Annotated in this window: 22 protein-coding genes and 1 pseudogene; 1 reads left to right on the plus strand and 22 read right to left on the minus strand. The window is 69.8% G+C overall.

Annotated elements, in window-relative coordinates; genetic code table 11:
• Positions 1-22 precede the first annotated feature (22 nt).
• The 12 genes from gmk to HQ308_RS01270 form a co-directional block, all read right to left on the minus strand.
• Positions 23-592 (minus strand): guanylate kinase, encoded by a 570-nt coding sequence (gmk, locus tag HQ308_RS01215; RefSeq protein ID WP_056445214.1) that lies wholly within the window; start codon positions 590-592, stop codon positions 23-25.
• 73 nt (positions 593-665) lie between these two features.
• On the minus strand, positions 666-986 hold the full coding sequence (mihF, locus tag HQ308_RS01220) for an integration host factor, actinobacterial type (RefSeq protein ID WP_027505261.1): 321 nt from the start codon (positions 984-986) through the stop codon (positions 666-668).
• Between the two features lie 192 nt (positions 987-1,178).
• Positions 1,179-2,021, minus strand: coding sequence for an orotidine-5'-phosphate decarboxylase (gene pyrF, locus HQ308_RS01225; RefSeq protein ID WP_308115638.1), 843 nt, complete (start codon positions 2,019-2,021; stop codon positions 1,179-1,181).
• Complete coding sequence (carB, locus tag HQ308_RS01230; RefSeq protein ID WP_051613218.1) at positions 2,018-5,422, minus strand: carbamoyl-phosphate synthase large subunit; 3,405 nt, start codon at positions 5,420-5,422, stop codon at positions 2,018-2,020. Before carB ends, pyrF begins: the two co-directional genes overlap by 4 nt.
• Positions 5,422-6,576, minus strand: a complete 1,155-nt coding sequence (gene carA, locus HQ308_RS01235) for a glutamine-hydrolyzing carbamoyl-phosphate synthase small subunit (RefSeq protein ID WP_027505259.1) — start codon at positions 6,574-6,576, stop codon at positions 5,422-5,424. The genes carB and carA overlap by 1 nt, the downstream gene beginning before the upstream one ends.
• On the minus strand, positions 6,573-7,076 hold the full coding sequence (locus HQ308_RS01240; RefSeq protein WP_027505258.1) for a hypothetical protein: 504 nt from the start codon (positions 7,074-7,076) through the stop codon (positions 6,573-6,575). Before HQ308_RS01240 ends, carA begins: the two co-directional genes overlap by 4 nt.
• Positions 7,077-8,393, minus strand: coding sequence for a dihydroorotase (locus HQ308_RS01245; protein ID WP_222645251.1), 1,317 nt, complete (start codon positions 8,391-8,393; stop codon positions 7,077-7,079).
• On the minus strand, positions 8,390-9,349 hold the full coding sequence (locus HQ308_RS01250) for an aspartate carbamoyltransferase catalytic subunit (RefSeq protein WP_308115639.1): 960 nt from the start codon (positions 9,347-9,349) through the stop codon (positions 8,390-8,392). The genes HQ308_RS01245 and HQ308_RS01250 overlap by 4 nt, the downstream gene beginning before the upstream one ends.
• Entirely contained in the window at positions 9,346-9,921 is a 576-nt protein-coding gene (gene pyrR, locus HQ308_RS01255; protein WP_056444721.1) for a bifunctional pyr operon transcriptional regulator/uracil phosphoribosyltransferase PyrR, read from the minus strand. Before pyrR ends, HQ308_RS01250 begins: the two co-directional genes overlap by 4 nt.
• 90 nt (positions 9,922-10,011) lie before the next feature.
• Entirely contained in the window at positions 10,012-10,572 is a 561-nt protein-coding gene (nusB, locus tag HQ308_RS01260; RefSeq protein WP_051613217.1) for a transcription antitermination factor NusB, read from the minus strand.
• Positions 10,573-11,136, minus strand: coding sequence for an elongation factor P (efp, locus tag HQ308_RS01265; protein ID WP_027505254.1), 564 nt, complete (start codon positions 11,134-11,136; stop codon positions 10,573-10,575). It lies immediately after the preceding gene.
• Between the two features lie 100 nt (positions 11,137-11,236).
• On the minus strand, positions 11,237-12,346 hold the full coding sequence (locus tag HQ308_RS01270) for a Xaa-Pro peptidase family protein (RefSeq protein ID WP_027505253.1): 1,110 nt from the start codon (positions 12,344-12,346) through the stop codon (positions 11,237-11,239).
• 119 nt (positions 12,347-12,465) lie between these two features.
• On the opposite strand from HQ308_RS01270, the gene HQ308_RS01275 reads away from it, so the two are divergent.
• Complete coding sequence (locus HQ308_RS01275) at positions 12,466-13,059, plus strand: B-4DMT family transporter (protein WP_027505252.1); 594 nt, start codon at positions 12,466-12,468, stop codon at positions 13,057-13,059.
• 12 nt (positions 13,060-13,071) lie between these two features.
• On the opposite strand, the gene aroB is transcribed toward HQ308_RS01275, so the two are convergent.
• The 10 genes and pseudogenes from aroB to HQ308_RS01325 form a co-directional block, all read right to left on the minus strand.
• Positions 13,072-14,181, minus strand: a complete 1,110-nt coding sequence (gene aroB, locus HQ308_RS01280) for a 3-dehydroquinate synthase (RefSeq protein ID WP_027505251.1) — start codon at positions 14,179-14,181, stop codon at positions 13,072-13,074.
• Between the two features lie 191 nt (positions 14,182-14,372).
• Positions 14,373-14,864 (minus strand): annotated as a pseudogene (locus HQ308_RS01285) (shikimate kinase); the annotation flags it as partial.
• A 98-nt stretch (positions 14,865-14,962) separates the two neighbouring features.
• On the minus strand, positions 14,963-16,150 hold the full coding sequence (aroC, locus tag HQ308_RS01290; protein WP_027505250.1) for a chorismate synthase: 1,188 nt from the start codon (positions 16,148-16,150) through the stop codon (positions 14,963-14,965).
• A 12-nt stretch (positions 16,151-16,162) separates the two neighbouring features.
• Positions 16,163-16,714: a prepilin peptidase gene (locus HQ308_RS01295; RefSeq protein ID WP_222645252.1), complete on the minus strand. Its 552-nt coding sequence runs from the start codon at positions 16,712-16,714 to the stop codon at positions 16,163-16,165.
• A gap of 79 nt (positions 16,715-16,793) precedes the next feature.
• Positions 16,794-17,633, minus strand: a complete 840-nt coding sequence (locus HQ308_RS01300; protein ID WP_222637601.1) for a shikimate dehydrogenase — start codon at positions 17,631-17,633, stop codon at positions 16,794-16,796.
• Positions 17,630-18,979 carry an endolytic transglycosylase MltG gene (gene mltG / locus HQ308_RS01305; protein ID WP_051613215.1) on the minus strand — a complete coding sequence of 450 codons (1,350 nt, stop codon included), beginning with the start codon at positions 18,977-18,979 and terminating at the stop codon, positions 17,630-17,632. Before mltG ends, HQ308_RS01300 begins: the two co-directional genes overlap by 4 nt.
• Positions 18,976-19,554, minus strand: a complete 579-nt coding sequence (ruvX, locus tag HQ308_RS01310; RefSeq protein ID WP_051613214.1) for a Holliday junction resolvase RuvX — start codon at positions 19,552-19,554, stop codon at positions 18,976-18,978. Before ruvX ends, mltG begins: the two co-directional genes overlap by 4 nt.
• Positions 19,555-19,556: 2 nt before the next feature.
• Positions 19,557-22,229, minus strand: a complete 2,673-nt coding sequence (alaS, locus tag HQ308_RS01315) for an alanine--tRNA ligase (protein WP_222645253.1) — start codon at positions 22,227-22,229, stop codon at positions 19,557-19,559.
• A 9-nt stretch (positions 22,230-22,238) separates the two neighbouring features.
• Positions 22,239-23,600, minus strand: a complete 1,362-nt coding sequence (locus tag HQ308_RS01320) for a replication-associated recombination protein A (RefSeq protein ID WP_027505246.1) — start codon at positions 23,598-23,600, stop codon at positions 22,239-22,241.
• A 7-nt stretch (positions 23,601-23,607) separates the two neighbouring features.
• Positions 23,608-24,780 carry a kinase gene (locus tag HQ308_RS01325; RefSeq protein ID WP_027505245.1) on the minus strand — a complete coding sequence of 391 codons (1,173 nt, stop codon included), beginning with the start codon at positions 24,778-24,780 and terminating at the stop codon, positions 23,608-23,610.
• Between the last annotated feature and the right edge of the window lie 218 nt (positions 24,781-24,998).

The raw sequence follows: 24,998 nt of genomic DNA on the forward strand, positions 1-24,998 counted from the left end.
AAAACTGGTGTTACCTGTGCGGTCACGCGGTCCCGAACTCACCGTTCGGGACGCCACCGACCAACAAGGATACCAACTCCGCGCACGCTCGGTCGACATCGTCGTTCACGATGACCGTGTCGAACTCGTCGGAGGCCGCCAGTTCCTCGCGCGCGGTCTCGAGCCGACGCTCGATGACGTCCTGCGGTTCGGTGCCGCGGCCGGTGAGCCGACCCACCAGCACGTCCCAGGAGGGCGGCGCGAGAAACACGAGCAGAGCCTCCGGGGCGGCGGCACGGACCGCGCGCGCACCCTGCAGATCCACCTCGAGGAGAACCGGCTCACCGGCGGCGAGCGCGCGACGCACGGGCTCGGCGGGCGTACCGCTGCGGTGCAGGCCACGGTGGATCTCCGCCCATTCGAGGAGATCACCGGCCTCGATCATGCGATCGAACTCCGCTGCGTCCACGAACCGGTAGTCCTGTCCGTGCACCTCGCCGGGGCGGGGATCGCGCGTCGTCGCCGACACGCTGAAGTACAGATCGGGAAGCTGCTGACGCACCTTCGCGACCACACTGGACTTACCGACGGCGGAAGGGCCGGCCAGTACCACCAGCCGGCCCTTCCTGAGCGAGGAGTCCTCGCTCGACACTGCCGTCGACTCGTTGTCGGTCGACACGTCGCTGTCAGGCCTCGAAGTCGAACCTGGCGAGAAGCGCCTTGCGCTGACGATCGCCCAGTCCGCGCAGGCGGCGGGTGGGTGCGATCTCCAGCTCGGTCATGATCTCCTGAGCCTTGACCTTGCCGACCTTGGGCAGAGCCTCGAGCAGTGCGGACACCTTCATCTTGCCGAGGATCTCGTCCTCTTCGGCGTCCTTGAGGACCTGCTTGAGGTCGGTTCCGCCGCGCTTGAGGCGTTCCTTGAGCTCAGCCCGGACACGACGAGCTTGTGCCGCCTTCTCCAAGGCAGCAGCGCGCTGCTCATCGGTCAACTGGGGAAGGGCCACGGTTCCTCCGTCTCATCGGTGAATCTCTGTCGAGAAGTGCATTCCGTACTCGCGTCACGCGATGTGCGCGAGCCGGCCGTTCTGGTACATCCAGTCACTGCCACCGGATTGACCAGCGGCGATAGCGACCGTACCCGGGCAGGGCGCCGATTGCGAACTTGCCCCCCGCCGCCGTGTCGCCGCAATGGTGGTCTATGCGAGGGCGTGCTCGACGGTGTCGCGAGCGACGATCGCCGCTCCCCGTAGAGCGGCCACGTCCGGACCGTGTCGCAGGACGTCGCGGGAAGAGTTGGGCAGCAACAACTCTGACGAACCCTGGAACAGGGAGGGCAGGTCCTGCGCGGTGGCACCCTGGGCGCCGAGTCCGGGCGCGAGGATCGGCCCCGAGAACGTCCGCAGATCGAGCCCGTGTCCGCGTGTCGCACCCACCACGAGACCCATGACGTCGTCGTTCGCCCGCGTGTTGACCGCCGCGGCCTCGTCGACCACGGCCTGCGCGACGCTCGCACCGGTGGCGGTGACCGCCTGTTGCAGCGCCGCGCCCTCGGGATTCGACGTGCGTGCGAGCACGAACAGGCCGCAACCGTGCTCAGTCGCCTGCTCGACGAACGGCGTCAGCGCACCCACCCCGAGGTAGGGCGAGACCGTCACGGCGTCCGAGGCGAGTGGTGAGGACGGGTCCAGCCACGCCCGGGCGTACGCCTCCGACGTGGACCCGATGTCCCCACGCTTCGCGTCCGCGACGACGAGCACGCCCGCCGCACGCAGATCGGCGATGGTCCGCTCGAGCACGGCGAGTCCACCGGACCCGAAGCGCTCGAAGAACGCCACCTGCGGCTTGACCACCCCGATGTCCGACGCGAACGCCTCGACGCAGAGCCGCGCGAAGCGGTCGAGGCCCGCCACGGTGTCGTCGAGGCCCCACGACGCGAGGATCGCGGAGTGCGGATCGATGCCGACACACAGGCGTCCTCGCGACCGGACGGCCGCGGTCAGCTTCCTGCGCCACACCCCGGCCTCCGGACTACCGGTCACCGAGGGGTGACCGGGTCGGTCGTGGCCGTCGGCCCGGTGCCCGCTCGCAGGTACGTCGTCAGCGAGCTGTGCAGATCCTGGAGCGACTGCACCCCGATGTCGCCGCGGATGCTCGCCTCGATCCCCTGCACCGCGGCCGCGGCACCCTGCACAGTGGTGATGCACGGGATGTTGCGCGCCACCGCGGCGCTGCGGATCTCGTACCCGTCGACCCGCGGGCCGGAGTTGCCGAACGGTGTGTTGAACACCATGTCGACCTCCCCCTCGCGGATCAGGTCCACGATGGTCCGCTCGCCGTCCTCGAGCACGTCGGAGTGCTTGCGCACCACGTCGCTGCTGATGCCGTTGCGGCGCAGCATCTCCGCCGTTCCCTCGGTCGCGAGGATGCGGAAGCCCAGATCGGCGAGCCGCTTGACCGGGAACACCATCGACCGCTTGTCGCGGTTCGCGATGGACACGAAGATCGACCCCGTCGTCGGCAGCGAGCCGTACGCGGCGGTCTGGCTCTTCGCGAACGCGGTCCCGAAGTCCGCGTCGATTCCCATGACCTCGCCGGTCGACTTCATCTCGGGGCTCAGGAGGGTGTCGACGCCACTGCCGTCCGCCTTGCGGAACCGGTTGAAGGGCAGCACGGCCTCCTTGACCGCGACCGGTGCATCGAAGGCAGCGTGCCCGCCGTCACCGGTGGGCGGCAACACGCCGTCCGCCCGCAACTCCGCGATGGTCGCACCCAGAGCGATCCGGGCCGCGGCCTTCGCGAGCGGCACCGCCGTGGCCTTGGAGACGAAGGGCACCGTGCGGCTCGCACGAGGGTTGGCCTCGAGCACGTAGAGCACGTCGTCCTTGAGGGCGTACTGCACGTTGAGCAGCCCGCGGACCCCGATCCCGAACGCGAGCGCCTCCGTCGATCGGCGGACCGCGTCGATGTCGGTGCGGCCGAGCGTGATCGGGGGCAGCGCGCACGCGGAGTCGCCGGAGTGGATGCCCGCCTCCTCGATGTGCTCCATGACGCCGCCGAGGTAGACCTCGGTGCCGTCGCACAGGGCGTCGACGTCGATCTCGATCGCGTCCTCGAGGAACCGGTCCACCAGCACGGGATGCTCCGGCGTGAGCTCGGTGGCGCGGGAGATGTAGTCGTCCAGCGACGCCTCGTCGTAGACGATCTCCATACCGCGTCCGCCCAGCACGTACGACGGACGCACGAGCACGGGGTAGCCGATCTCGCTCGCGATGCGCTTCGCGCCGTCGAACGTGGTGGCCGTGCCGAACTTCGGCGCGGGCAGACCGGCGGCGACGAGCACCTCACCGAACTCCTTGCGGTCCTCCGCCAGGTCGATCGCCTCGGGCGACGTGCCGACGATCGGCACACCGGCGTCCTGCAGTCGCTGCGCGAGACCGAGCGGCGTCTGCCCACCGAGCTGGCAGAGGACACCGACGACACCTGGTCCACCTTCGCCCGACTCCTTCTCCGCCAGGTACACCTCGAGCACGTCCTCGAACGTGAGCGGCTCGAAGTACAGACGATCCGCCGTGTCGTAGTCGGTGGAGACGGTCTCGGGGTTGCAGTTCACCATCACGGTCTCGTAGCCGGCGGCCGAGAGCGTCGTGGCCGCGTGCACGCACGAGTAGTCGAACTCGATGCCCTGGCCGATGCGGTTGGGACCGGAGCCCAGGATGAGCACCTTGCCGAGCGTGGTCTGCGGGGCCACCTCGGTCTCCGCGCCGGGATCGAGCTCGTAGGTGGAGTAGTGGTACGGCGTCTTCGCCTCGAACTCCGCGGCGCACGTGTCGACGGTCTTGAAGACGGGCCGCACTCCCAGCCGGTGGCGCAGCGAGCGCACCCCGTCCTCGCCCGCGAGCTCGGGACGCAGTGCCGCGATCTGCCGATCGGACAGGCCCGAGTGCTTGGCCCGACGCAGCAGGTTCTCGTCGAGGACGGGAGCGTCGAGCAGCCGGGTCCGCAGTTCCACCAGTCCGGCGATCTCGTCGATGAACCACGGGTCGATACCGGACGCGGCGGCGACCTCCTCGACGGTGCCGCCGAGGCGCAGCGCCAACTCGGCGTCGTAGATGCGTCCCTCGGTGGGAACCTTCAGGTCGGCGAGCACCGCCTGCAGATCGTGCGCCCGGTCCCCCGCCAGCACCTCGTCCGACGTGGTCCAGAATCCGGTGGCCTTGGTCTCGAGCGACCGCAGCACCTTGCCGAGCGCCTCGGTGAAGTTGCGGCCCAGGCTCATCGCCTCGCCGACCGACTTCATCGTCGTCGTGAGGGTGGCGTCGGCCCCCGGGAACTTCTCGAACGCGAAGCGCGGCGCCTTGACGACGACGTAGTCCAACGTCGGCTCGAAACAGGCCGGTGTCTCGCCCGTGATGTCGTTGACGATCTCGTCGAGGCTGTACCCCACCGCGAGCTTCGCCGCGATCTTGGCGATCGGGAATCCCGTCGCCTTCGAGGCGAGTGCACTCGACCGCGAGACGCGCGGGTTCATCTCGATGACGATCAGACGACCGTCCTTCGGATCGATCGCGAACTGGATGTTGCATCCGCCCGTGTCGACGCCGACCTCGCGGAGGATGGCGATGCCCAGATCGCGCATCTTCTGGTACTCGCGGTCGGTGAGCGTCATCGCCGGAGCGACCGTCATGGAGTCGCCCGTGTGCACACCCATCGGGTCGACGTTCTCGATCGAACACACGATCACCACGTTGTCGCGGTTGTCGCGCATCAGCTCGAGCTCGTACTCCTTCCACCCGTAGATGGACTCCTCGATGAGCACGTTGGCGGACGGCGACGCGGCCAGTCCGCCGCCGGCGAGACGCTCGAGATCCTCGGTCGTGTACGCCATGCCGGAGCCGAGCCCGCCCATGGTGAAGCTGGGCCGGATGACGACGGGCAGGCCGAGTTCGGCAACGGTGTCGTGCACCTCGGCCATCGTGTAACAGACACGCGACCGGGCACTCTCGCCGCCGACCTTCGCGACGATGTCCTTGAACTTCTGGCGATCCTCACCACGCTGGATCGCCTCGAAGTCGGCTCCGATGAGCTCGACGTCGTACTTCTCGAGGATCCCCTGCTCGTGCAGCGCCACCGCGCAGTTGAGCGCCGTCTGGCCGCCGAGGGTGGCGAGCACCGCATCGATGGGATGACCCTCGGCCTTCTCCTTCGCGATGACCTTCTCGACGAACTCCGCCGTGATGGGTTCGACGTAGGTGGAGTCCGCGAACTCGGGGTCCGTCATGATCGTCGCCGGGTTCGAGTTCACGAGGCTGACCCGCAGGCCCTCCTCGCGGAGCACACGGCAGGCCTGCGTTCCGGAGTAGTCGAACTCGCAGGCCTGACCGATGACGATCGGTCCGGATCCGATGACCAGGATGTGCTGGAGGTCTGTGCGCCGTGGCATTACTGGCCGGCTTTCTTGTCGAGGAGCTGCAGGAAACGGTCGAAGAGGTACTCGGCGTCGTGCGGACCGGCCGCGGCCTCGGGGTGGTACTGCACCGAGAACGCCGAGTCGTCGAGCAGGCGGACACCTTCGACGGTGCCGTCGTTCGCGCACGTGTGGCTGACGATCGCCCGGCCGAAGGGGGTGTCGAACTCCTCGCCGGCCTCGCCCTCGAGCGCGAACCCGTGGTTCTGGGCCGTGATGGAGATGCGGCCCGTGCCGTGTTCGATCACCGGGATGTTCATGCCCCGGTGACCGAAGGTCATCTTGTAGGTGGAGCGGCCGAGTGCACGGCCGAGGATCTGGTTGCCGAAGCAGATGCCGAACAGCGGGGTGCCGTCGCCGAGCACCTGCTCGGTCAGCCGCACCACCGAGTCTGCGGTGGCCGGGTCGCCCGGTCCGTTGGACAGGAACACGCCGTCCGCGCCGAGTGCCCGCACCTGGTCGATGTCGGCGTTCGCCGGGACCACGTGGACCCGGATTCCCCGCTGCGCGAACATGCGCGGCGTGTTCGACTTGATGCCGAGGTCGACCGCGACGACCGAGTACCGGGGCTCGCCCTCGGGGTCGACCGTGTACCCCTCGGTCGTGCTCACCTCGCCCGCCAGATCCGCACCCACCATGCTCGGCTGGCTGCGCACGGTCTCGATCAGCGCGTCGACGTCGGTGAGGGCCTCCCCGGAGAAGATGCCGGCCTTCATCGACCCGCGGGTGCGCAGGTGCCGCACCAGCGCGCGGGTGTCGATCTCGGCGATGCCGACGACGTCCTGCCGCGCCATCTCCTCACCCAGGGTGCCGGTCGAGCGCCAGCTCGAGCTGCGGCGGCTGGGGTCGCGGACGGCGAACCCGGCGACCCACATACGGGAGTCGTCGGCGTCGCCGGTGCGTCCGACGGACTCGTTGTCCTCACCGTTCCAGCCGGTGTTGCCGATCTGAGGGGCCGTGGCCACCACGATCTGGCGGTGGTAGCTCGGATCGGTCAGCGTCTCCTGGTAGCCGGTCATGCCGGTGCAGAACACCGCCTCGCCCAGGGTCGAACCCCGGGCTCCGAACGCGGTGCCACGGAAGATGCGCCCGTCCTCGAGGACCAGTGCCGCGGCGTCCTGGGTGCTCACGCGGTCTCCTTCTCGTCACTGCTCGTGTCGTCCACCCACTGCGGGTAGACCGTCTTGTCGTCGGCTCGGAAGCCGGTGTCGATCTCGGTGCCGGTGGGCAGTTCCCAGCGGACGACCAGCAGGCCGTCCCTGGTCATGACCTTGCCGGCGAGGCCACGCTCGGTCCGCACGGCGCGGAGCGAGTCGGCGGGCATCCAGATGTCGGACTCCCCCGTGCGCTCGAGCAGGATGCCCGTCTCGTAGCGCGTCAGCGTTCCGGTGGCGCGATGGCCCATGTCGCCCACGGCGATCCGGTTCTGCCAGCTCGGGGCCAACGTCGATCCCACGTACAGACCTGTGCAGGCCGGGGTGACGACGGCGCCGAGCTGCTCCGGCACGGCCGGGAGGGTTCCGATCGCGTCGGCCTGACGCTTCTGACGGTTCTTCCAGCCCCAGATGATCAGGCCGATCATGGCGACCCAGAACACGAGGAAGCCGACCACCAACAGCACTCTGTCCATCTAGTTCATCCCTCCCGATGGCGCGGCCGCGACTCCGTCGCGGCTGGTGATCCGTCCGCGCAGCACCGTCGCGATGACCTTCGCGGGCAGCTCGAGCGACTCGTACGGGGTGTTGGCGGACAGCGAGGCCAGATCCCTCGGGACGACGGTCCACCGGACGTCCGGATCGACGATCGTCAGGTTGGCGGGCTCTCCGACCGCGATGGGCCGACCCTGGTCGGTGAGCCCGACGATCTCCGCCGGTCGCTCGCTCATGACCCGTGCGACGCCGCGCCAGTCGAGCAGACCGGTCTCCACCATGGTCGTGACGATCACCGACAGGGCGGTCTCGAGACCGAGCATGCCGGGCCGGGCCTGCGAGAACTCGCAGCACTTGTCCTGCTCGGCGTGCGGCGCGTGATCGGTGGCCACGCAGTCCACGACACCCGAGGCCAACGCCGCGCGGAGTGCCTGGACGTCGGAGGCCTCCCGCAGCGGCGGGTTCACCTTGTTCACGGCGTCGTAGGTCTCGAGACGCGAGTCGTCCAGGAACAGATGGTGCGGTGTCACCTCGGCCGTGATGGCGATGCCCTGCTTCTTCGCCCAGTCGAGGAGCTCCACGGTGCCGGCGGTGGAGGCGTGGCAGATGTGGACGCGGCTGCGCGCGTCCCGCGCGAGGATCGCGTCGCGGGCGACGATGGACTCCTCCGCGGACCGCGGCCATCCGGTGAGACCCAAGCGCGCCGCGGTCGGACCCTCGTGGGCGACGGCACCTTCGGTGAGCCGCGGCTCCTCGGCGTGCTGCGCGATGAGCACTCCCAGGCCGGCCGCGTACTCGAGGGCACGGCGCATCAGCAGTGGGTCGGCGACGCAGTGACCGTCGTCCGAGAACATCCGGACCGCACCGACACCCGCGTTCATGGTGGCCATCTCCGCCAGGGCCTTGCCCTGCAAGCCCACGGTGACGGCGCCGACGGGGTGGACGTCGACCAGCCCGACCTCCTGGCCACGACGCCACACGTGGTCGGTGACCACCACGGAGTCCGCGACCGGAGAGGTGTTCGCCATCGCGAAGACGGCGGTGTATCCGCCGAGAGCTGCTGCGGCGGAACCCGTCTCGATGGTCTCGGTGTCCTCGCGGCCCGGCTCCCGGACATGAGTGTGCAGATCGACGAAGCCGGGCAACAGAACGCCACCGGCGCCGTCCACGATCTCGGCACCCTCGGGAACGGTGACGTCCGCGCCGATCGCGTCGATGACACCGCCCGACACCACCACGTCCACGGGATCACCCTCGCCGTAGGGGCGCACCGAGCGCAGCACCACGGTCCCGCTCATCGCGCGAGTCCCGGTGTCGGCTCGGACCCGATGAGCAGGCGGAACAGCACTGCCATACGCACGTGCACTCCATTCTGGACTTGTTGCAGGACGGCGGTCTCGGGTGCGTCGGCGACCGAGAAGCCGATCTCCATGCCGCGGAGCATCGGACCGGGGTGCAGCACCACCGCGTGGTCGGGGAGCAGATCGAACCGCTTCTGCGACAACCCGTATCCGATGGAGTACTCCCGCGCCGACGGGAAGAAGCCACCGTTCATGCGTTCGGCCTGGACGCGCAGCATCATGACGGCGTCGAGCGCCGGCAGCTCGGAGTCGAGCGACGGTGCCACGGTGACAGGCCACGTCTCGATGCCGACCGGCAGCAGCGTGCGCGGCGCGACGACCACCACCTCGGCACCGAGCGTGGCCAGCAGGAACGCGTTGGACCGGGCGACGCGGCTGTGCAGGACGTCACCGACGATGGCGATGCGGCGGCCCTCGATTCCGCCGAGACGCTGGCGCAGCGTCAGCGCGTCGAGCAGCGCCTGGGTGGGATGCTCGTGCGTGCCGTCGCCGGCGTTGATCACGGCCGGACCCGAGCCGTCGGACAGGGCCGTCCACTGGGCGATGCGGTGCGCCGCACCGGACGCGGGGTGCCGCACGATCAGGGCGTCCGCGCCGGCCGCTCGCAGCGTGAGGGCGGTGTCGCGCAGCGACTCACCCTTCGACGCGGAGGAGCTGCTCGCGCTGACGTTGATGACGTCCGCGCTCATCCACTTGCCCGCGACCTCGAACGACACTCGGGTGCGCGTCGAGTTCTCGTAGAAGACGGTCATGACCGTCTTGCCACGCAGGGTGGGGAGTTTGCGCACGTCGCGGCCGAGCAGCGCCTGCTCGAAGCGCTCCGCCTCGTCCAGGATGTCGGTGGCGTCGTCGCGGCTCAGGTCCATCGTCGACAGCAGGTGCCGGGCACTCACGAGAGCTCCACCCCGTCTCGACCGTCGTGCTCGTCGAGCAGCACCGAGACGTCCTCGGTGCGCGCGGTCGGCACGTTCTTGCCCACGTAGTCCGCGCGGAGTGGGAGTTCGCGGTGGCCGCGGTCGATGAGCACCGCGAGCTGCACGGCCCGCGGACGCCCGAGATCGCGGAGAGCGTCGAGCGCGGCGCGCACCGATCGGCCGGAGAACAGCACGTCGTCGACGATCACGACGAGAGCGCCGTCCACACCGGTGTCGGGCATCGAGGTGCGCTCGAGCGCGCGATGGGGCTTGCTGCGTAGATCGTCGCGGTAGAGCGTGATGTCGAGAGAGCCGACCGGCGGGCGGAGTCCGGAGTACTCCTCGATCCGGTCCGCGAGGCGCGTGGCGAGAGTGGAACCGCGAGTGGGGATACCCACGAGAACCAGCGGAGCGGCGTCGGCCGAGCCGAACGCGGTCTTCTCGATGATCTGGTGGGCCATCCGGGCGATGGTGCGGCCGACGTCCGCCGACGACAACAGCTCGCGGGACTGGCCTGCTGGACCGGGGGTACCGGGCTCGTCTGAGGACACGAGAACAGGTGACCTCCTTCTCCGCCTCACTGGACGGATCGTTAAAGGATGTCTGACGCGGTGACTATACCAACCACGCCGGGCTCGAACTCAGCTCGAGGCGGGCGGTACGGCGTCGTCGGCGGTGTTCTCCGTCACGGGCCGGCTCTGCGCCGCCGGACGCGCCGCCGCGGCGGCGCGCACCTGGGGTGCGACGAGCACGATCTGGCCCAGCACCCCGTTGACGAAGGACGGCGAGTCGTCGGTGGAGAGTTGCTTGGCCAGCTCGACCGCCTCGTCGACGGCCACCACCGGCGGGACGTCGACCGCGTTGAGCAGTTCCCAGACCGCGACGCGCAGGATCGCGCGGTCGACGGCGGGGAGACGATCGAGAGTCCACTGGTGCAGGTGATCCCCGATGACCGAGTCGACGCGGTCGAGGTTCTCGGCCACTCCGGTCACGAGAGTCGTGGTGTACGCGTTGACCGGCGCCACCGTCTCCTCGTGAGCGGACAGCTCGCCGCGCTCGGTCGCGAGCACCACGGGATCGAGATCCCGAGCCTCGGCCTCGAAGAGGAAGTCGACGGCGCGCTTACGCGCCTTGTGCCGTGCTCCGAGCTTCTTCGCCGCCGGCTTGCCCGGTGCGGCAGGGTTCTTGGAAGGCTCGCTCACTCAGGAATTCACGCGCCCGAGGTAGTTGCCGTCGCGGGAGTCCACCTTGAGCTTGTCGCCGGTGTTGATGAAGAGCGGCACGTTGATCTCGGCACCCGTCTCGAGGGTCGCCGGCTTGGTGCCACCGGTGGAGCGGTCGCCCTGCAGACCCGGATCGGTGTGCTGGACGATCAGCTCGACCGTGACCGGCAACTCGACGTACAGCGGCAGACCCTCGTGCATCGCCACCTGGACCTTCATGTTCTCGAGCAGGAAGCGCGAGACCTCGCCGATGGTCGCCTCGGCGACGGAGATCTGGTCGAAGGTGTCGCCGTCCATGAAGACGTAGTCCGAACCGTCGTGGTAGAGGTACGTCATATCGCGTCGGTCGACCGTCGCGGTCTCGACCTTGACGCCCGCGTTGAAGGTCTTGTCGACGACCTTGCCCGACGTGACGTTCTTGAGCTTGGTGCGCACGAAGGCCGGTCCCTTACCAGGCTTGACGTGCTGGAACTCGATGATGGACCACAACTGGTTCTCGATGTTGAGAACGAGTCCGTTCTTGAAATCACTGGTGGAAGCCACTTGCTTCGCGTCTCCTCGTCGACTGTCGTCTCGGTCTCTCGGTACCCGGACGCCGCGCACGGCCTCCGGGCCTGACAAGCACTGGTCGGCAGGCCCTCGCCTACAGAACGGTGAACTCTTTGCTGGTGAGCGTCAGCAGTTCCGGCTCGTTCTCTCGAACGATGAGCGTGTCCTCGATCCGTACGCCTCCGCGACCGGAGAAGTACACGCCGGGCTCGACTGTCACCGCAGCACCGCAGAGCAGTGTACCGGTGCCGGTGGCACCGATTCCCGGCGCTTCGTGGATCTCGAGTCCCACGCCGTGGCCGAGTCCGTGCAGGAACTTGTCCCCGTGCCCCGCGTCCACGATGACCGAGCGAGCCGCTCCGTCCACCGCCTGCACGTCGGCGCCGGGGAGGACGGCGGCGCGTCCGGCGGCCTGGGACTGTTCGACGAGGGCGTACAGCTCGCGCTGCCAGTCCGCGGGGGTGCCCAACACGTAGGTACGCGTCATGTCGGAGTGGTACCCGTCCACCTCCGCGCCGAAGTCCAGCTTCACCAGGTCACCCTGCTCGAGCACCGCACCGGTGGGGCGGTGGTGCGGCACCGCCGAGTGTGCGCCCGCGGCCACGATGGTCTCGAACGAGATGGCGTGCGCTCCCAGCTCGAGCATGAGGAACTCCAGATCGATCGCGACCTGCTTCTCGGTCCGGCCGGCGCTGATGCCGCCCCGCTCGATCAACGCGGCCAGCGCGGCGTCGGCGACACCGCAGGCGCGTCGCAGCGCGTCGATCTCGCTCTCGTCCTTGATCATCCGCAGCTTCTCCACCAGGCGCGGCATGCGCTGGAGCGAGAGCGAGGACGCGGCGTCGGACCATGCCTGATGCTCGTCGACGGACACGACGTGCGATTCGAATCCGACGGTCTGCCCGCCTCGCGCACCGCCGGCGTCCTGCAGCAGGCGAACAGGGCCCGCGCGGTCGATCACCGCCGCGAGGTCGGGCACCTGCTCGGCCACCTGCGTCACGTACCGACCGTCGGTGCACACCACGGTGCCGGACTCGTCGGAGGCGGAGTCGTGCGCACTCAGCAGCAGCGCGGCATTGGAACCGGTGAACCCCGTGAGGTACCGGACGTTGAGCAGATCGGTCACCAGGAGCGCGTCGGCCTCCCGGTCGCGGACGAGTTCTCTGAGAGCGTCGCGCCGTGCGGCGCGGTCGGAGGACGGCATCTCTCGAACCTACCGCCGCCGTCACCGACGGCCGGCGACACCGGTCCGCCCGACGACACCGCACCCGGATATGTGGGCAGAAGCACACGCGACCGACCGGGGTGATTACTGTGTGCAGCATGACTGGGTGGGTGGTTCGCGGTGTGGGGATGGCGCTGGTTCATGTGGTGGCACGAGTGCTGCTCGCGCTGGCGGTCTCCGCCTGGCCCGCGCAAGGGTCCGTGTTGCGCATGATCACGCTGGCCGCCGTCGTTCTCGTGGCCGTCGTGTGGGGCGGAATCGACGGGATCAACGCGCACCGCCGCGGTGACCACGGCGAGGGCCGGACCGACTTCACGATGCTGTGGCTGAAGGCGTCGGTCGTGGCCGGTGTTCTCGCCGGGCTCGTCTGCTGGGTGTTCTCGGCGGTGGCGAACCTCGCGGTGAGCAGCAACTCCCTCTTCTTCGAGGTCACCTCCGGCGCGGCGTTCACGATTCTGCTCGTCTTCATCCCCACGGTCATCGCCGTCACGGTGGGCCGCTGGCTGGCCGGACGCGGCGACGACAAGCAGGAGGACCTGCGGCCGGGCAAGAAGGAGGACGCGACCGAGCGCGACCGCGTCACCTCCGGAGCACCCGCACGGGGCGAGTCGGACGCCGACACCGAGGTCTTCGCGCCGGTCCGGGACTCCGATCCGCGCCCGAACCTCGCGAAGGGCGACCGCTCCTCCTGACCGACCCCGTCGTCAGAGGAAGATCGACGACCCCGTCGTCGGCTCCTCACGCGCCACTGCGGAGTACGCGGCGGCCAGGAGCGCCGGATCCGGTCCCTCGAGGCGGCCCGGCTTGGCCAGTCCGTCCAGCACGACGAAGCGCAGCAGCCCGTTGCGGTTCTTCTTGTCCGTCTGCATGCCCGACAGCAGATGGGCGAACGCGTCCGCGTCGTAACTGACGGGCAGTCCCACCGCCTGCAGGATGCTGCGGTGCCGGTCGGCGACATCGTCCGACAGTCGCCCCGCGAGACGTCCGAGCTCGGCGGCGAACACCAGACCCACGGAGACCGCGGCGCCGTGGCGCCACTTGTACTTCTCGCGGCGCTCGATCGCGTGTCCCAGGGTGTGGCCGTAGTTCAGGATCTCGCGAAGATCGGACTCCCGGAGATCGGCCGCGACGACCCGAGCCTTCACCTCGATGGAGCGCCGGATCAGCTCGGGCAACACCTCGCCCGTCGGGTCCAGCGCGGCAGCGGGATCCGCCTCGATGAGGTCGAGAATGACCGGGTCGGCGATGAATCCGGTCTTGATCACCTCGGCGAGCCCGGCCACGATCTCGTTGTGCGGCACCGTCTCGAGGGTCGCCAGGTCCACCAGGACGGCGGCAGGCTCGTGGAAGGCACCGACGAGGTTCTTCCCGGCGTCGGTGTTGATGCCGGTCTTGCCTCCCACGGCCGCGTCGACCATGGCGAGCAGCGTGGTGGGCACGTGCACGATGCGGACGCCGCGCATCCAGGTGGCCGCGACGAAGCCGGCGAGATCGGTGGCCGCGCCGCCGCCCAGGCTGACCACGGCGTCGCTCCGCGTCAGACCGATGCGGCCGAGCACCTCCCAACAGAAGCCGGCGACGGCCAGTTCCTTGCCGTCCTCGGCATCGGGGATCTCGATGCGGTGTGCGTCGATCCCGTTGTCCGCCAGTGCTGCTCGGACGGCCTCAGCGGTCTCGGCGAGCGGAGGCTGATGGAAGATCGCGACGGTGCGCGTGCCCGCGAGCTGCTCCACCAGGTCGGTGAGCAGACCGCGACCGATGATCACGGGGTACGGGTTCGCCGTCCGGACGTCGATACGAACAGGTTCTGTCACGAGAGCGTCTCCTGTGCTGGGGGTGGATCCTGCGGTGGTCGGGTACGGCCGGTCCGTGGTGCCGACTGCCGCGGCAACGGTCCCGGATCGGTGGGGATCGGACGTCCGCCCTTGCGCCGGATCCGGCGCCGCGGCGAGGTCCGCTGCGGTGGTGCGGCCGGCGCGGGGACGCGGTCGGCGGGAGCGACGCCGAGACGGCCGAGCACAGCGGTGACGACGCGAGCAGGGCTGCGGCCGTCCGTGCGGACACGGATGGTGGACACCTCGCGGTACAGGGGTCGCCGAGTGCGCATCAGTTCGCGGTACTTCGCCCGCGGGTCCGAGCCGGCCAAGAGGGGTCGCGAAGCGTTGGCAGTGGTCGCACCGGTGCGCCGGAGGCCCTCGCCGACACTGATCTCGAGGTAGACGACGGTGTGACCGCGGAGCGCCGCACGAGTGCGCGAGGACAGGATCGCCCCACCGCCCAGGGACACGATGCCCGGATACGTGCGCAGCGCATCGAGCACGATGCGCTCCTCGATGGCACGGAACTCCGCCTCACCGCTCTCGGCGAAGATCTGCGGGATGGTGCGGCCGGTGTCCTTCTCGATGGCCACGTCCGTGTCGTACACCTGCGTGCCCAGGGCCTGAGCCAGCCGTCGGCCGATGGTGGACTTCCCGGCGCCGGGTGGCCCGATCAGCACCGCGCGCGGCGGACCGGAAACCTCCCCGGCCTCACCGGTCTCCCCCGACCGGCCTCCGGCCTGCCCGGCATCCTGCGACCGGCCTCCGGCCTGCCCGGTCATCGCGGCGGACGGGCTTGCGCGTTCTCCACGTAGCGGCGCACGTTGCCGGCGGTCTCGGCGACGGAGTCGCCTCCGAACTTCTCCAGCGTGGCGCGGGCGAGCACCAGAGCCACCATGGTCTCCGCGACGACCCCCGCGGCCGGCACGGCGCAGACGTCGCTGCGCTGGTGGATGGCCACCGCACCCTCGCCGGTGGACATGTCCACCGTCGCCAGGGCACGCGGAACCGTGGAGATGGGCTTCATGGCCGCGCGCACCCGCAGCGGGGCGCCGTTGGTCATGCCGCCCTCGATGCCGCCGGCGCGGTTGGTGGTGCGGACGATCCCGTCCGGGCCGGGGAGGATCTCGTCGTGGGCGGCGCTGCCGCGGCGGCGTGCGGTCTCGAACCCGTCGCCGACCTCGACACCCTTGATGGCCTGGATGCCCATGAGTGCCGCGGCGAGCTGCGCGTCGAGCTTGCTGTCGCCGGTGACGAACGAGCCGAGTCCCACGGGAAGGCCGTGGACGACCACCTCGACGATGCCGCCGAGGGTGTCCCCGTCGCGCTTGGCCGCTTCGATCTCGGTGATCATGGACTGCTCGGCCACGGCGTCGAACGCCCGCACGGGGCTGGCGTCGATCGCCTCGATGTCTCCCGCCGACGGCTCCGGGCCCTCGTACGGGTCGGACGCGCCGATCGAGATGACGTGCGACAGGACGTCGACGCCGAGGACCTGTTTCAGGAACTGTCGCGCGACGGTGCCGACCGCGACGCGGGCGGCGGTCTCCCGTGCGCTGGCGCGTTCGAGCACGGGCCGGGCGTCGTCGAAGCCGTACTTGAGCATGCCCGAGTAGTCGGCGTGGCCGGGGCGCGGACGGGTCAGGGGCGCATTGCGCGCGAGGTCGGCGAGCACGGCGGGATCGACCGGGTCGGCCGCCATGACGGTCTCCCACTTCGGCCACTCCGTGTTGCCGATCTCGATGGCGACGGGACCGCCGAGCGTCGAGCCGTGCCGGACACCGCCGATGACGGTGACCTTGTCGGCCTCGAACTTCATGCGGGCGCCGCGGCCGTAGCCCAGGCGTCGTCGGGCGAGCTGAGCTCCGATGTCCTCGGAGGTCACCTCGACTCCGGCCACCATGCCCTCGAGAATGGAAACCAGGGCAGGGCCGTGAGATTCTCCGGCAGTGATCCATCGCAACACGGATCGATCTTTTCACGTCCCGGCGTTCACCCACGCCACCAGGGTCGCCGCACACAGAGCGGGTCCGTGCGGAATCCCCGCCGCTCCCCCGGTTCGTCCCGTCATCGCCGCCAGCACCAGCGTCGTCGTCGGTGCCAGCACGGCGGCCACGGTCCACACGGACGGCCCCGAGACCGCGCCCAGTCCCCCGAGTGCGAGACACAGCTTGACGTCGCCGCCTCCGATCGATCCGGGTGACGCCACCGACCCGACGAGGTGGACACCGGCCAGAGCCAGGCCGCCGAGGAGCGCCGACTCGCCCCCACCCTGGTGGGCGGCTGCCAGGAGCACCGCACCCGCGGCGGGCAGCGTCAGATCGTCCGGCAGGCGGTGACGGACCAGGTCGACGAGCGCGATGGCACAGGACCACGCCCCGACCGCGAGGATCGCCACGTCGGTGGTGACCGCGCCGAGCGCGGCACCGACGACGGCGGCCGCGAGCAGGTCGGGCACCGTCGGCGTCACCCACCGACCGACGGTGAGAAGAGCGAGGCAACACAGCGCGGATCCGAGGAGGACGGTCATGCAGTCACGGTGGCACCGGTGACTCCCATGATCCGTGCCGCGGCGACCCGCCCGGGGACGACGGCGCACCCGGGGATGGTCAGGACTCCCGCATCGCCTGTTCCATCGCAGCACGCGGGGCAGGCCTACCGGTGAACTGCTCCACCTGACCGAATGCCTGGTGCAGCAGCATCGCGAGGCCGCCGACGACGACGCCACCGGACTCCTCGACCGCGGCGGCCAGCGGCGTGGGCCACGGGTGGTAGATCGCGTCCAGCAGCACGCGCGTCCCGCGCAGTGCGTCGATCATCGCAGCGCCGCCCTCGGGCGGGACGGTGGACACCACGGCTGCCGCGTCCGCGACCGCTCGCGGCAGCGCGTCGTCGTCCGGTGCACTCCACCGGGCGGTGAGACCGGCGTCGCGCGCACAGACCAGAGCTCCCTCCGCCCGCTCCTCGTCCCGCGAGACGACGGTGACCGCATTCGCCCCGAGATCACGCAGAGCGACGAGCGCCGGGCGGGACGTTCCGCCCGCCCCGACGACGACCACCGACGCTCCCGACAGGTCACGGACACCGACCGTGCCGAGGGCGCCCGTGACACCGTCGACGTCGGTGCAGTCGGCGCGCCAGCCCGAGTCGGTGCGTACCAGGGTGTTCGCCGAGCCCACAGCGATTGCGCGCTGCGTTCGTTCGGTCGCACAGGCCAGAGCCGCGAACTTGCCCGGCATCGTCACCGACAGTCCCACCCACTCGGGTCCGAGGCCGTCCACGAACTCCGGAAGCCGTTCCGCGGTGCACTCCACCCGCTCGTAGGTCCACCCGGTGAGCCCGAGCTCCCGGTACGCCGCCGCGTGCAGGATCGGTGAACGCGAGTGCGCCACCGGCGACCCCAGAACGGCCGCGCGCCTCGTCGACGAGGCGTCGGAGACGGACGTCACCGGCCGCTGTCGAGGAACCCGCCCTCGACCTTCGTGATGTTGTCCAGGTGCACCTGGTAGTCGTCGGTGAAGAGCGTCTCACCGGCCGCGTTGATGGTGACGAAGTAGAGCCAGTTGCCGGGCTCGGGAGCCTCGGCAGCCTGCACCGCTGCCACACCGGGAGAGCAGATCGGCGTCGCCGGCAGACCCTCCTTGGCGTACGTGTTCCACGGCGTGACGTTCGCACGGTCGGCGTCGGTGGTGGCCACCTCGGTGGTGTCCAGCGAGTAGTTGACCGTGGAGTCGAACTCCAGACGCTGCCCGATGGCGAGACGGTTGAGGATGACGCGCGCCACCTTGGCGAAGTCCTGCGGCAACGCCTCGCGCTCGATGAGGGACGACGCCACGAGCACCTGGTACGGGTCGAGACCCGAGGAGGCGCCTGCCTCCAGTAGACCGGTGTCCTCGTAGATCGCGGCACTCTCGGACACGAGCTGACGCAGGATGTCCGTCGGTGCGGCGCTGGGGTCGAAGTTGAACGTGCCCGCGGCGATGAGCCCCTCGAGCTGACGATCGCGATCCGGCACCTGCCGTACCGCGTCGGTCGCCCAGTCGGCGACACCGAGTGCGGAAGGATCGTCCCCCGCACCCGCGAGGTTCAGGTCGTCGTATGTCACGCACGGAAGACCCTCTCCGACAGCACAACTGGCCTCGGAGATCAGCGTGTAGATGCCCTTGCGGACGGCGCCGGTGTTGACGTCGGTCGAGTCGTGCAGCTGACGGCCCTCGGCGATCTGGATCTGGCCCACTCGCGATGCCGGGTCCACCAGTGCGGAGACGGCGTCGGCCGCCGCCATTTGCGAGCGCATCCGATAGAAACCGGGCTGCACGGAGGTCATCGCGGTGTTCTGGACCGCGGCCTCGTAGAAGGCCGCCGAGCTGGCGGTGACGTCCTTGTCCGCCATCTCGGTCGCGATCTCCTGCGCGGTGTCGCCCGAGGCGACCTGCACCACCACGGCGTCGCCGCCCGGACCGGGGTAGTCCTCCGCGACCGCGGCCCCGCCGCCGGTGAACTTCGACACTCCCCACACACCTCCGACGGCCACGAGGCCGACCAGGACCAGCACACCGAGTCCGCCGATGATGCGCGAGCGACGTTTGCGACCGGCCGCGGCGCGGTCGCGGCGGGTGTCCGCACGGCTCGCGCGGCTCGGGCGGTCACCGGGACCCGACGCCACTCGCGCAGGACGGGCGCGGCGGTCGTCGGCGAGCGGCTGACGGCGCAGGTCGTCGACCGGGAGATTCAGCTCGTCGGTGTCCCACTCGTCGCGTCGGCCGGGCCGCTGTCCACGACCGTCGTCCGTCACGGGGTCGTCCCCGGTGTGTCCTGCTCCGGACCGTGATTCTCGGGCACCGTTGCCCCCTCCTCGTTCGCCTGGGCGACCATCTCTCGCGCCAGGACACTGCGGCGCTCGTCGAGCCACCCTTGCAGGATGGCGACCGCGGCCGCCTGGTCGATCATCGACCGTTGGTCTCTCGCGCGGACGCCGCTGTCTCGAAGACCACGCGCGGCACTCACCGTAGTCAAGCGTTCGTCGGACAGCCGCACCGGCACGCCGGGCAGCGCACGGTGCAGGACTCGGGCGAAACGGACAGCCAGCGTGGCGGCGGTTCCGCGCTCGCCGCGCAGCGTGCGCGGCAGACCGACGATGATCTCGACGGCCTCGTACTCCTCGGCGAGCGCGACGATCCGCTGGACGTCGGCCGAGTCGGTGTGTGTCTTCGCCGCGCGCGGGACCGTCTCGACGGGTGTGGCGAGGGTGCCGTCGGGATCGGAGGACGCCACCCCGACGCGCACGCTCCCGACGTCGATCGCGAGCCGCCGCCCCCGCCCCGGGTCGTCGGCGCCCGGCCGGTCGGGCGCGGAGCTGCCGGCGGCCACCGTCAGGAGTTCCCGGCGATCTCGGTGACGCGACCGAGCAGAGCCTCGATCGCCGCCGGAATACCCGACGCGTCGGACCCGGCTCCCTGCGCGGTGTCGGCCTTGCCACCGCCGCGGCCGCCGATGCTCGGACCGAAGGCACCCACCAGTTCACCGGCCTTCACGCCGAGTTCCTGCGCGGCCTTGGTCGTCGACACGACGAACGGCACCTTGCCGTCGACGTCTCCGAACAGCGCCACCACCGCGGGCTGTGTGCCGAACCGGCCGCGAACGTCGCCGACGAGGGTGCGCAGATCCGCGGCACCGACGCCGGCCGGCGCGGGTTCCGCGACGACGAGCAGCGACCCGACCCGGCGCGCCGTGTCGACGTAGGACCCGGCGGACGAGAGCACGGCGGCGGCGCGAGTGGCCTCGAGCTCCTTCTCGGCGACGCGGAGCCGTTCGACGAGGTTCTCGATCCGCGCGGGCACCTCGTCGGTGGGCACCTTGAGCGACGAGGCGACACCGGCGAGCAGCGCGCGCTCCTTGGCGAGGTACTTGTACGAGTCGAGGCCGACGAAGGCCTCGACGCGTCGCACGCCCGACCCGACCGACGACTCGCCGAGGAGGGTCACCGGGCCGATCTGCGACGAGTGCTGGACGTGGGTGCCGCCGCACAGTTCCATCGAGAACGGTCCGCCGATCTCCACGACCCGGACCTCGTCGCCGTAGTTCTCACCGAACAGCGCCATCGCCCCCATGGCCTTGGCGTCGTCGAGATCGGTGACGAAGGTGTTGACCGCGAAGTCGGACGCGACGGCGTCGTTGGTGACGGACTCGATGTCCTCGCGCTGCGACTCCGACAGCGCACCCTGGTACGTGAAGTCGAACCGCAGGTAGCCGGGCTTGTTCAGCGATCCGGCCTGTACCGCGTTCGGGCCCAGGATCTGGCGGAGTGCGGCGTGCACCATGTGCGTGCCGGAGTGTCCCTGGGTGGCGCCGCGGCGCCACTGCTGGTCGACGTGCGCGGTGACGACGTCGCCCTCGGTGAGCTGCCCCTCGTCGACGGTGACCTTGTGCACCCACACGGTCTTCGCGATCTTCTGCACGTCGCCCACGGTGACACTCAGTCCCGGGCCCGTGAGGGTGCCGATGTCCGCGAGCTGTCCGCCGGACTCGGCGTACAGCGGGCTGCGGTCGAGGATGACCTCGACCTTCTCCCCCGCAGCGGCGGTGGGCACCCGCACGCCCCCGGCGATGATCGCGAGAACCGTTGCCTCGCTGTCCAGCTCGTCGAAACCGGTGAACTCGGTGGGACCACGGTCGACGAACTCCTTGTACACCGTCAGGTCGGTGTGCGCGTGCTTGCGCGACTGCGCATCGGCCTTCGCACGGTTACGCTGCTCCGCCATGAGCGTGCGGAATCCGGCCTCGTCGACCTGCAGGCCCGCCTCGGCCGCCATCTCGAGCGTGAGGTCGATGGGAAAGCCGTACGTGTCGTGCAGGACGAAGGCCTCGTCACCGCTGATGCGGGTGCCGCCGGACGCGGTCACGGCCTGAGCAGCGTTGTCGAAGAGACGCGATCCGGACGTGAGGGTCGCGAGGAACGCCTTCTCCTCGCCGACGGCGACGGACTCGATGCGCGCGAAGTCCTCGACCAGTTCCGGGTAAGACTCGGCCATCGTGTCGCGGACGACCGTGACGAACCTCGCCATCGAGGGGTCCTCGGCACCGAGCAGGCGTGCGCTGCGCACGATCCGACGCAGCAGACGCCGCAGCACGTAGCCACGGCCGTCGTTGCCCGGCGTCACGCCGTCGGAGATGAGCATGACCGCGGTGCGGGCGTGATCGGCGATGACGCGGAACCGCACGTCCGCGTCGTGGTTCTCCCCGTACCGACGGCCGGACAGTGCCTCGGCCTCGGTGATGACGGGACGGACCAGATCGGTCTCGTAGACGTTGTCGACGTCCTGCAGCAGGAACGCCACGCGCTCGACACCCATACCGGTGTCGATGTTCTTGCGCGGCAACGGCCCCAGGATCTCGAAGTCGTCCTTCGACGTCCCCTGTCCGCGCTCGTTCTGCATGAACACGAGATTCCAGATCTCGATGTAGCGGTCCTCGTCCGCCTCCGGACCGCCCTCCTTGCCGAACTCGGGTCCGCGGTCGTAGTAGATCTCCGAGCACGGCCCGCAGGGTCCGGGAATGCCCATGGACCAGTAGTTGTCGGCCATGCCTCGGCGCTGGATGCGCTCATCGGGCAGACCGGCGACGTCCTTCCAGATCTGGATGGCCTCGTCGTCGTCGAGATACGCTGTGGCCCAGATCCTCTCGGGATCGAAGCCGTAGCCACCGTCCTCGACGGACGAGGTGAGCAGTGACCACGCGAAGCCGATGACCTCGCGCTTGAAATAGTCGCCGAACGAGAAGTTGCCGGCCATCTGGAAGAACGTGTTGTGGCGGGTGGTCACGCCCACGTTCTCGATGTCGCCGGTGCGCACACACTTCTGCACACTCACGGCACGCGCGAACGGCGGGGTGCGCTGCCCGAGGAAGTACGGGACGAACTGCACCATGCCGGCATTGATGAACAGCAGATTCGGGTCGTCGAGGACCAGCGAGGCGCTGGGGACGGGGGTGTGTCCCAGCTTCTCGAAATGGTCGAGGAAACGACGGCGAATCTCGTGAGTCTGCACGGAAACACCCTAGCGCGCGAGAGCACGCACGATTCTGCGGAGCTTGCCGACGCGCGTCTCGAGGTCGCGCTCCGCTCCGTGGTTGGTGGGCCGGTAGTAGTCGGTGCCGACCAGCTCGTCGGGCGGGTACTGCTGGGCGAGCACACCGTCGGGGTCGTCGTGCGGAAACTTGTAGCCCACCGCGTTGCCCAGTGAGGCGGCTCCCGTGTAGTGCCCGTCGCGCAGGTGCGGCGGCACGGCGCCTGCCTTCCCCGCCGCGATGTCGGCCATCGCCGCGGACAGCGCGCTGGTGACGGCACCGGACTTCGGTGCGGTGGCGAGGTGGATGGTGGCCTGGGCGAGGGCGAGCCGCGCCTCGGGCATGCCGATCGTCTGCACCGCCTGCGACGCCGCCGTCGCGACCAGCAACGCGGTGGGGTCCGCCATGCCGATGTCCTCGCTGGCGTGCACCACGAGCCTGCGGGCGATGAAGCGTGCGTCCTCACCGGCGGTGATCATCCGGGCGAGGTAGTGCATTGCCGCGTCGACGTCGGAACCGCGGATCGACTTGATGAACGCGCTGATGACGTCGTAGTGCTGGTCTCCGTCCCGGTCGTACCGCACTGCGGCTCGGTCGACACTCTTCTCCACGGTCTCGAGATCCACGGTGCCGCCCGCACCCGCCGTGTCGGCGGCCGCCTCGAGCGCTGTCAGACCCCGTCGAGCGTCACCGCCGGCCAGCCGCACGAGGTGTCCGAGCGCCTCGTCGGTCACCGTCACCGACCCGCCGAGACCGCGCTCGTCCGCCAGGGCCCGCGTGAGAACCTCGCGGATGTCGTCGTCGGTGAGCGACCGGAGCTGCAGCACCAGGGACCGTGACAGCAGCGGCGACACGACGGAGAACGACGGGTTCTCCGTCGTCGCGGCGACGAGCAGCACGATCCGGTTCTCGACGGCGGCGAGCAGGGCGTCCTGCTGGGTCTTGGAGAACCGGTGCACCTCGTCGATGAAGAGCACGGTCTGCTCGTTGTTCAGCAGCCGGCGACGCGCCAGGTCGATCACGGCCCGGACGTCCTTGACGCCCGCGGAGAGCGCGGACAGGGCCTCGAACTTGCGGCCGGTGGCACCCGAGATCAGGGACGCGAGCGTGGTCTTGCCGGTGCCGGGTGGGCCGTAGAGCATGACCGACGCTGCCCCGGACCCCTCCACCAGGCGGCGCAGCGGGGCACCCGGGGTGAGGAGGTGGCCCTGGCCCACGACCTCGTCCAACGACCGTGGACGCATCCGCACGGCCAGCGGCGCACCCGGTGTGCTCGCACGCGGGGACGGGACGAACGCGTCCCCGTCGGGAGCAGCGGTGTCGTCGTCGAAGAGGGAGTCGTCGGCGCTCATCGGACGGTCAGGACGCGGCGGCGGGCCACCGCGCCGCGAGTGCCTGCCGGACATCGCCCGCGAAGTCCGCGAGGTCGTGGTGCCCGACGAAGCGCGCGTACTCCGAGAGGATGGACCACCGCGTGGTCAGCGCGGCGGCGCGGGGCACCGAGAGGTGGTGCCGACGCAGTGCGGCGTTGCGGGTGTCGTCGTCGGGGAGGAACCAGTGCGTCGTGAGCCAGGCCCACACCAACTGGGCGTCCAGCAACTTGGCGTGCAGCACGTCGTCGTCGGCGAGGTGCGGCCAGATTCCGACCACCTCGGCGCGCCACGCATCGACCATGGCCTCGGCGCGTTCCGGCGTGAGATCGAGACGGCACAGGCAGCCGGGGTAGGACAGGAGCGTGTAGGCCACGTCGAGAGTGGCGTCCCGGAAGCCTCCCCACTCGTAGTCCAGGAATCGCACGCCCTCGTCGTTGACGATGATGTTGTCCGGGCACAGGTCCGACGGACTGAAGGCGCGGTGTCCGCCGGAACCGAAGAGCTTGGCCGCGCGGGCGACGGCGGCGGCGACCGCGGGCGGCACCTCGATGCCGAGATCCGCGGCGAGCATCGCCGGGACGTCCGACTGGGCCACCGCGACCTGATCGGCCAGCCCGTCCCGAGAATCGGCGACGCCGGCGCGACCGAGGAGCGCCCCGAAATCCTCCTCGCGGCCGAACGTGGCGGCGTGCATCCGCCCGAGTGCCTGGGCCAGAGCCATGAGCGAGTTGGTGACGGACGACGGATCGGGGTTCGCGATCAGACTGGTGAACGGCGCGGCGTCCCCCAGGTCACTGAGGACGAGGAGCCGTTCCTTCAGGTCGTACGCGATGAGGGAGGGACCGGGACGGGTGTGCGTCGCGAGGGCGGTGGCGAACTGGTACGAGACCGCTTCGCGCAGGAACGCCGTGTGGTCTCCGGCGCCGAGACCCGTGCGGGACACCGACTCCGTGGACGTCTCGCGGACCTGCTTGATCACGAGCGTGCGGGGCAACTGGAACGGGTTCTCGGCCACCCGGACACGGATGACCACGGTGCGCCCGCTGCCGCCGAGATCGACCGGGTCGACCAGGGTCACCGATGCTCCCGTGCGTCTGGTGAGGAGTTCTCGTGCTGCTGCCACTGCTTCGGTGACCGGATCTGCCAACATTGCCGTCATCGATTGTCCGACCCACCTCGTTCGTGAACGGGCAGGTCATTCCTCGTTTCCGTACTCGCGTCGGCCCGTGAGGGCCGCCTGTGATGCTGTGTGCGTACTGCCGGAGCAGGATCGGGTTCCCCGCTCCACAGTCGATGAAACGGGCTCGCTGTGCGGTTTCTCGACCCTATCGCACTCTCCCGACAGCTCGGGGGCGCCGCTGGCACCGCGGTGCCCAC

The sequence above is a fragment of the Rhodococcus sp. BP-241 genome (assembly GCF_019836145.1).
Lineage (GTDB): Bacteria > Actinomycetota > Actinomycetes > Mycobacteriales > Mycobacteriaceae > Rhodococcoides.

Bases quoted from the DNA above. Each gene is read 5' to 3' on its own strand.
- carB (WP_051613218.1), bottom strand. From the start codon at position 5,422: ATGCCACGGCGCACAGACCTCCAGCACATCCTGGTCATCGGATCCGGA.
- HQ308_RS01240 (WP_027505258.1), bottom strand. From the start codon at position 7,076: ATGGACAGAGTGCTGTTGGTGGTCGGCTTCCTCGTGTTCTGGGTCGCC.
- HQ308_RS01245 (WP_222645251.1), bottom strand. From the start codon at position 8,393: ATGAGCGGGACCGTGGTGCTGCGCTCGGTGCGCCCCTACGGCGAGGGT.
- HQ308_RS01270 (WP_027505253.1), bottom strand. From the start codon at position 12,346: ATGCCGTCCTCCGACCGCGCCGCACGGCGCGACGCTCTCAGAGAACTC.
- HQ308_RS01275 (WP_027505252.1), top strand. From the start codon at position 12,466: ATGACTGGGTGGGTGGTTCGCGGTGTGGGGATGGCGCTGGTTCATGTG.
- HQ308_RS01295 (WP_222645252.1), bottom strand. From the start codon at position 16,714: ATGACCGTCCTCCTCGGATCCGCGCTGTGTTGCCTCGCTCTTCTCACC.
- HQ308_RS01320 (WP_027505246.1), bottom strand. From the start codon at position 23,600: ATGAGCGCCGACGACTCCCTCTTCGACGACGACACCGCTGCTCCCGAC.
- HQ308_RS01325 (WP_027505245.1), bottom strand. From the start codon at position 24,780: ATGACGGCAATGTTGGCAGATCCGGTCACCGAAGCAGTGGCAGCAGCA.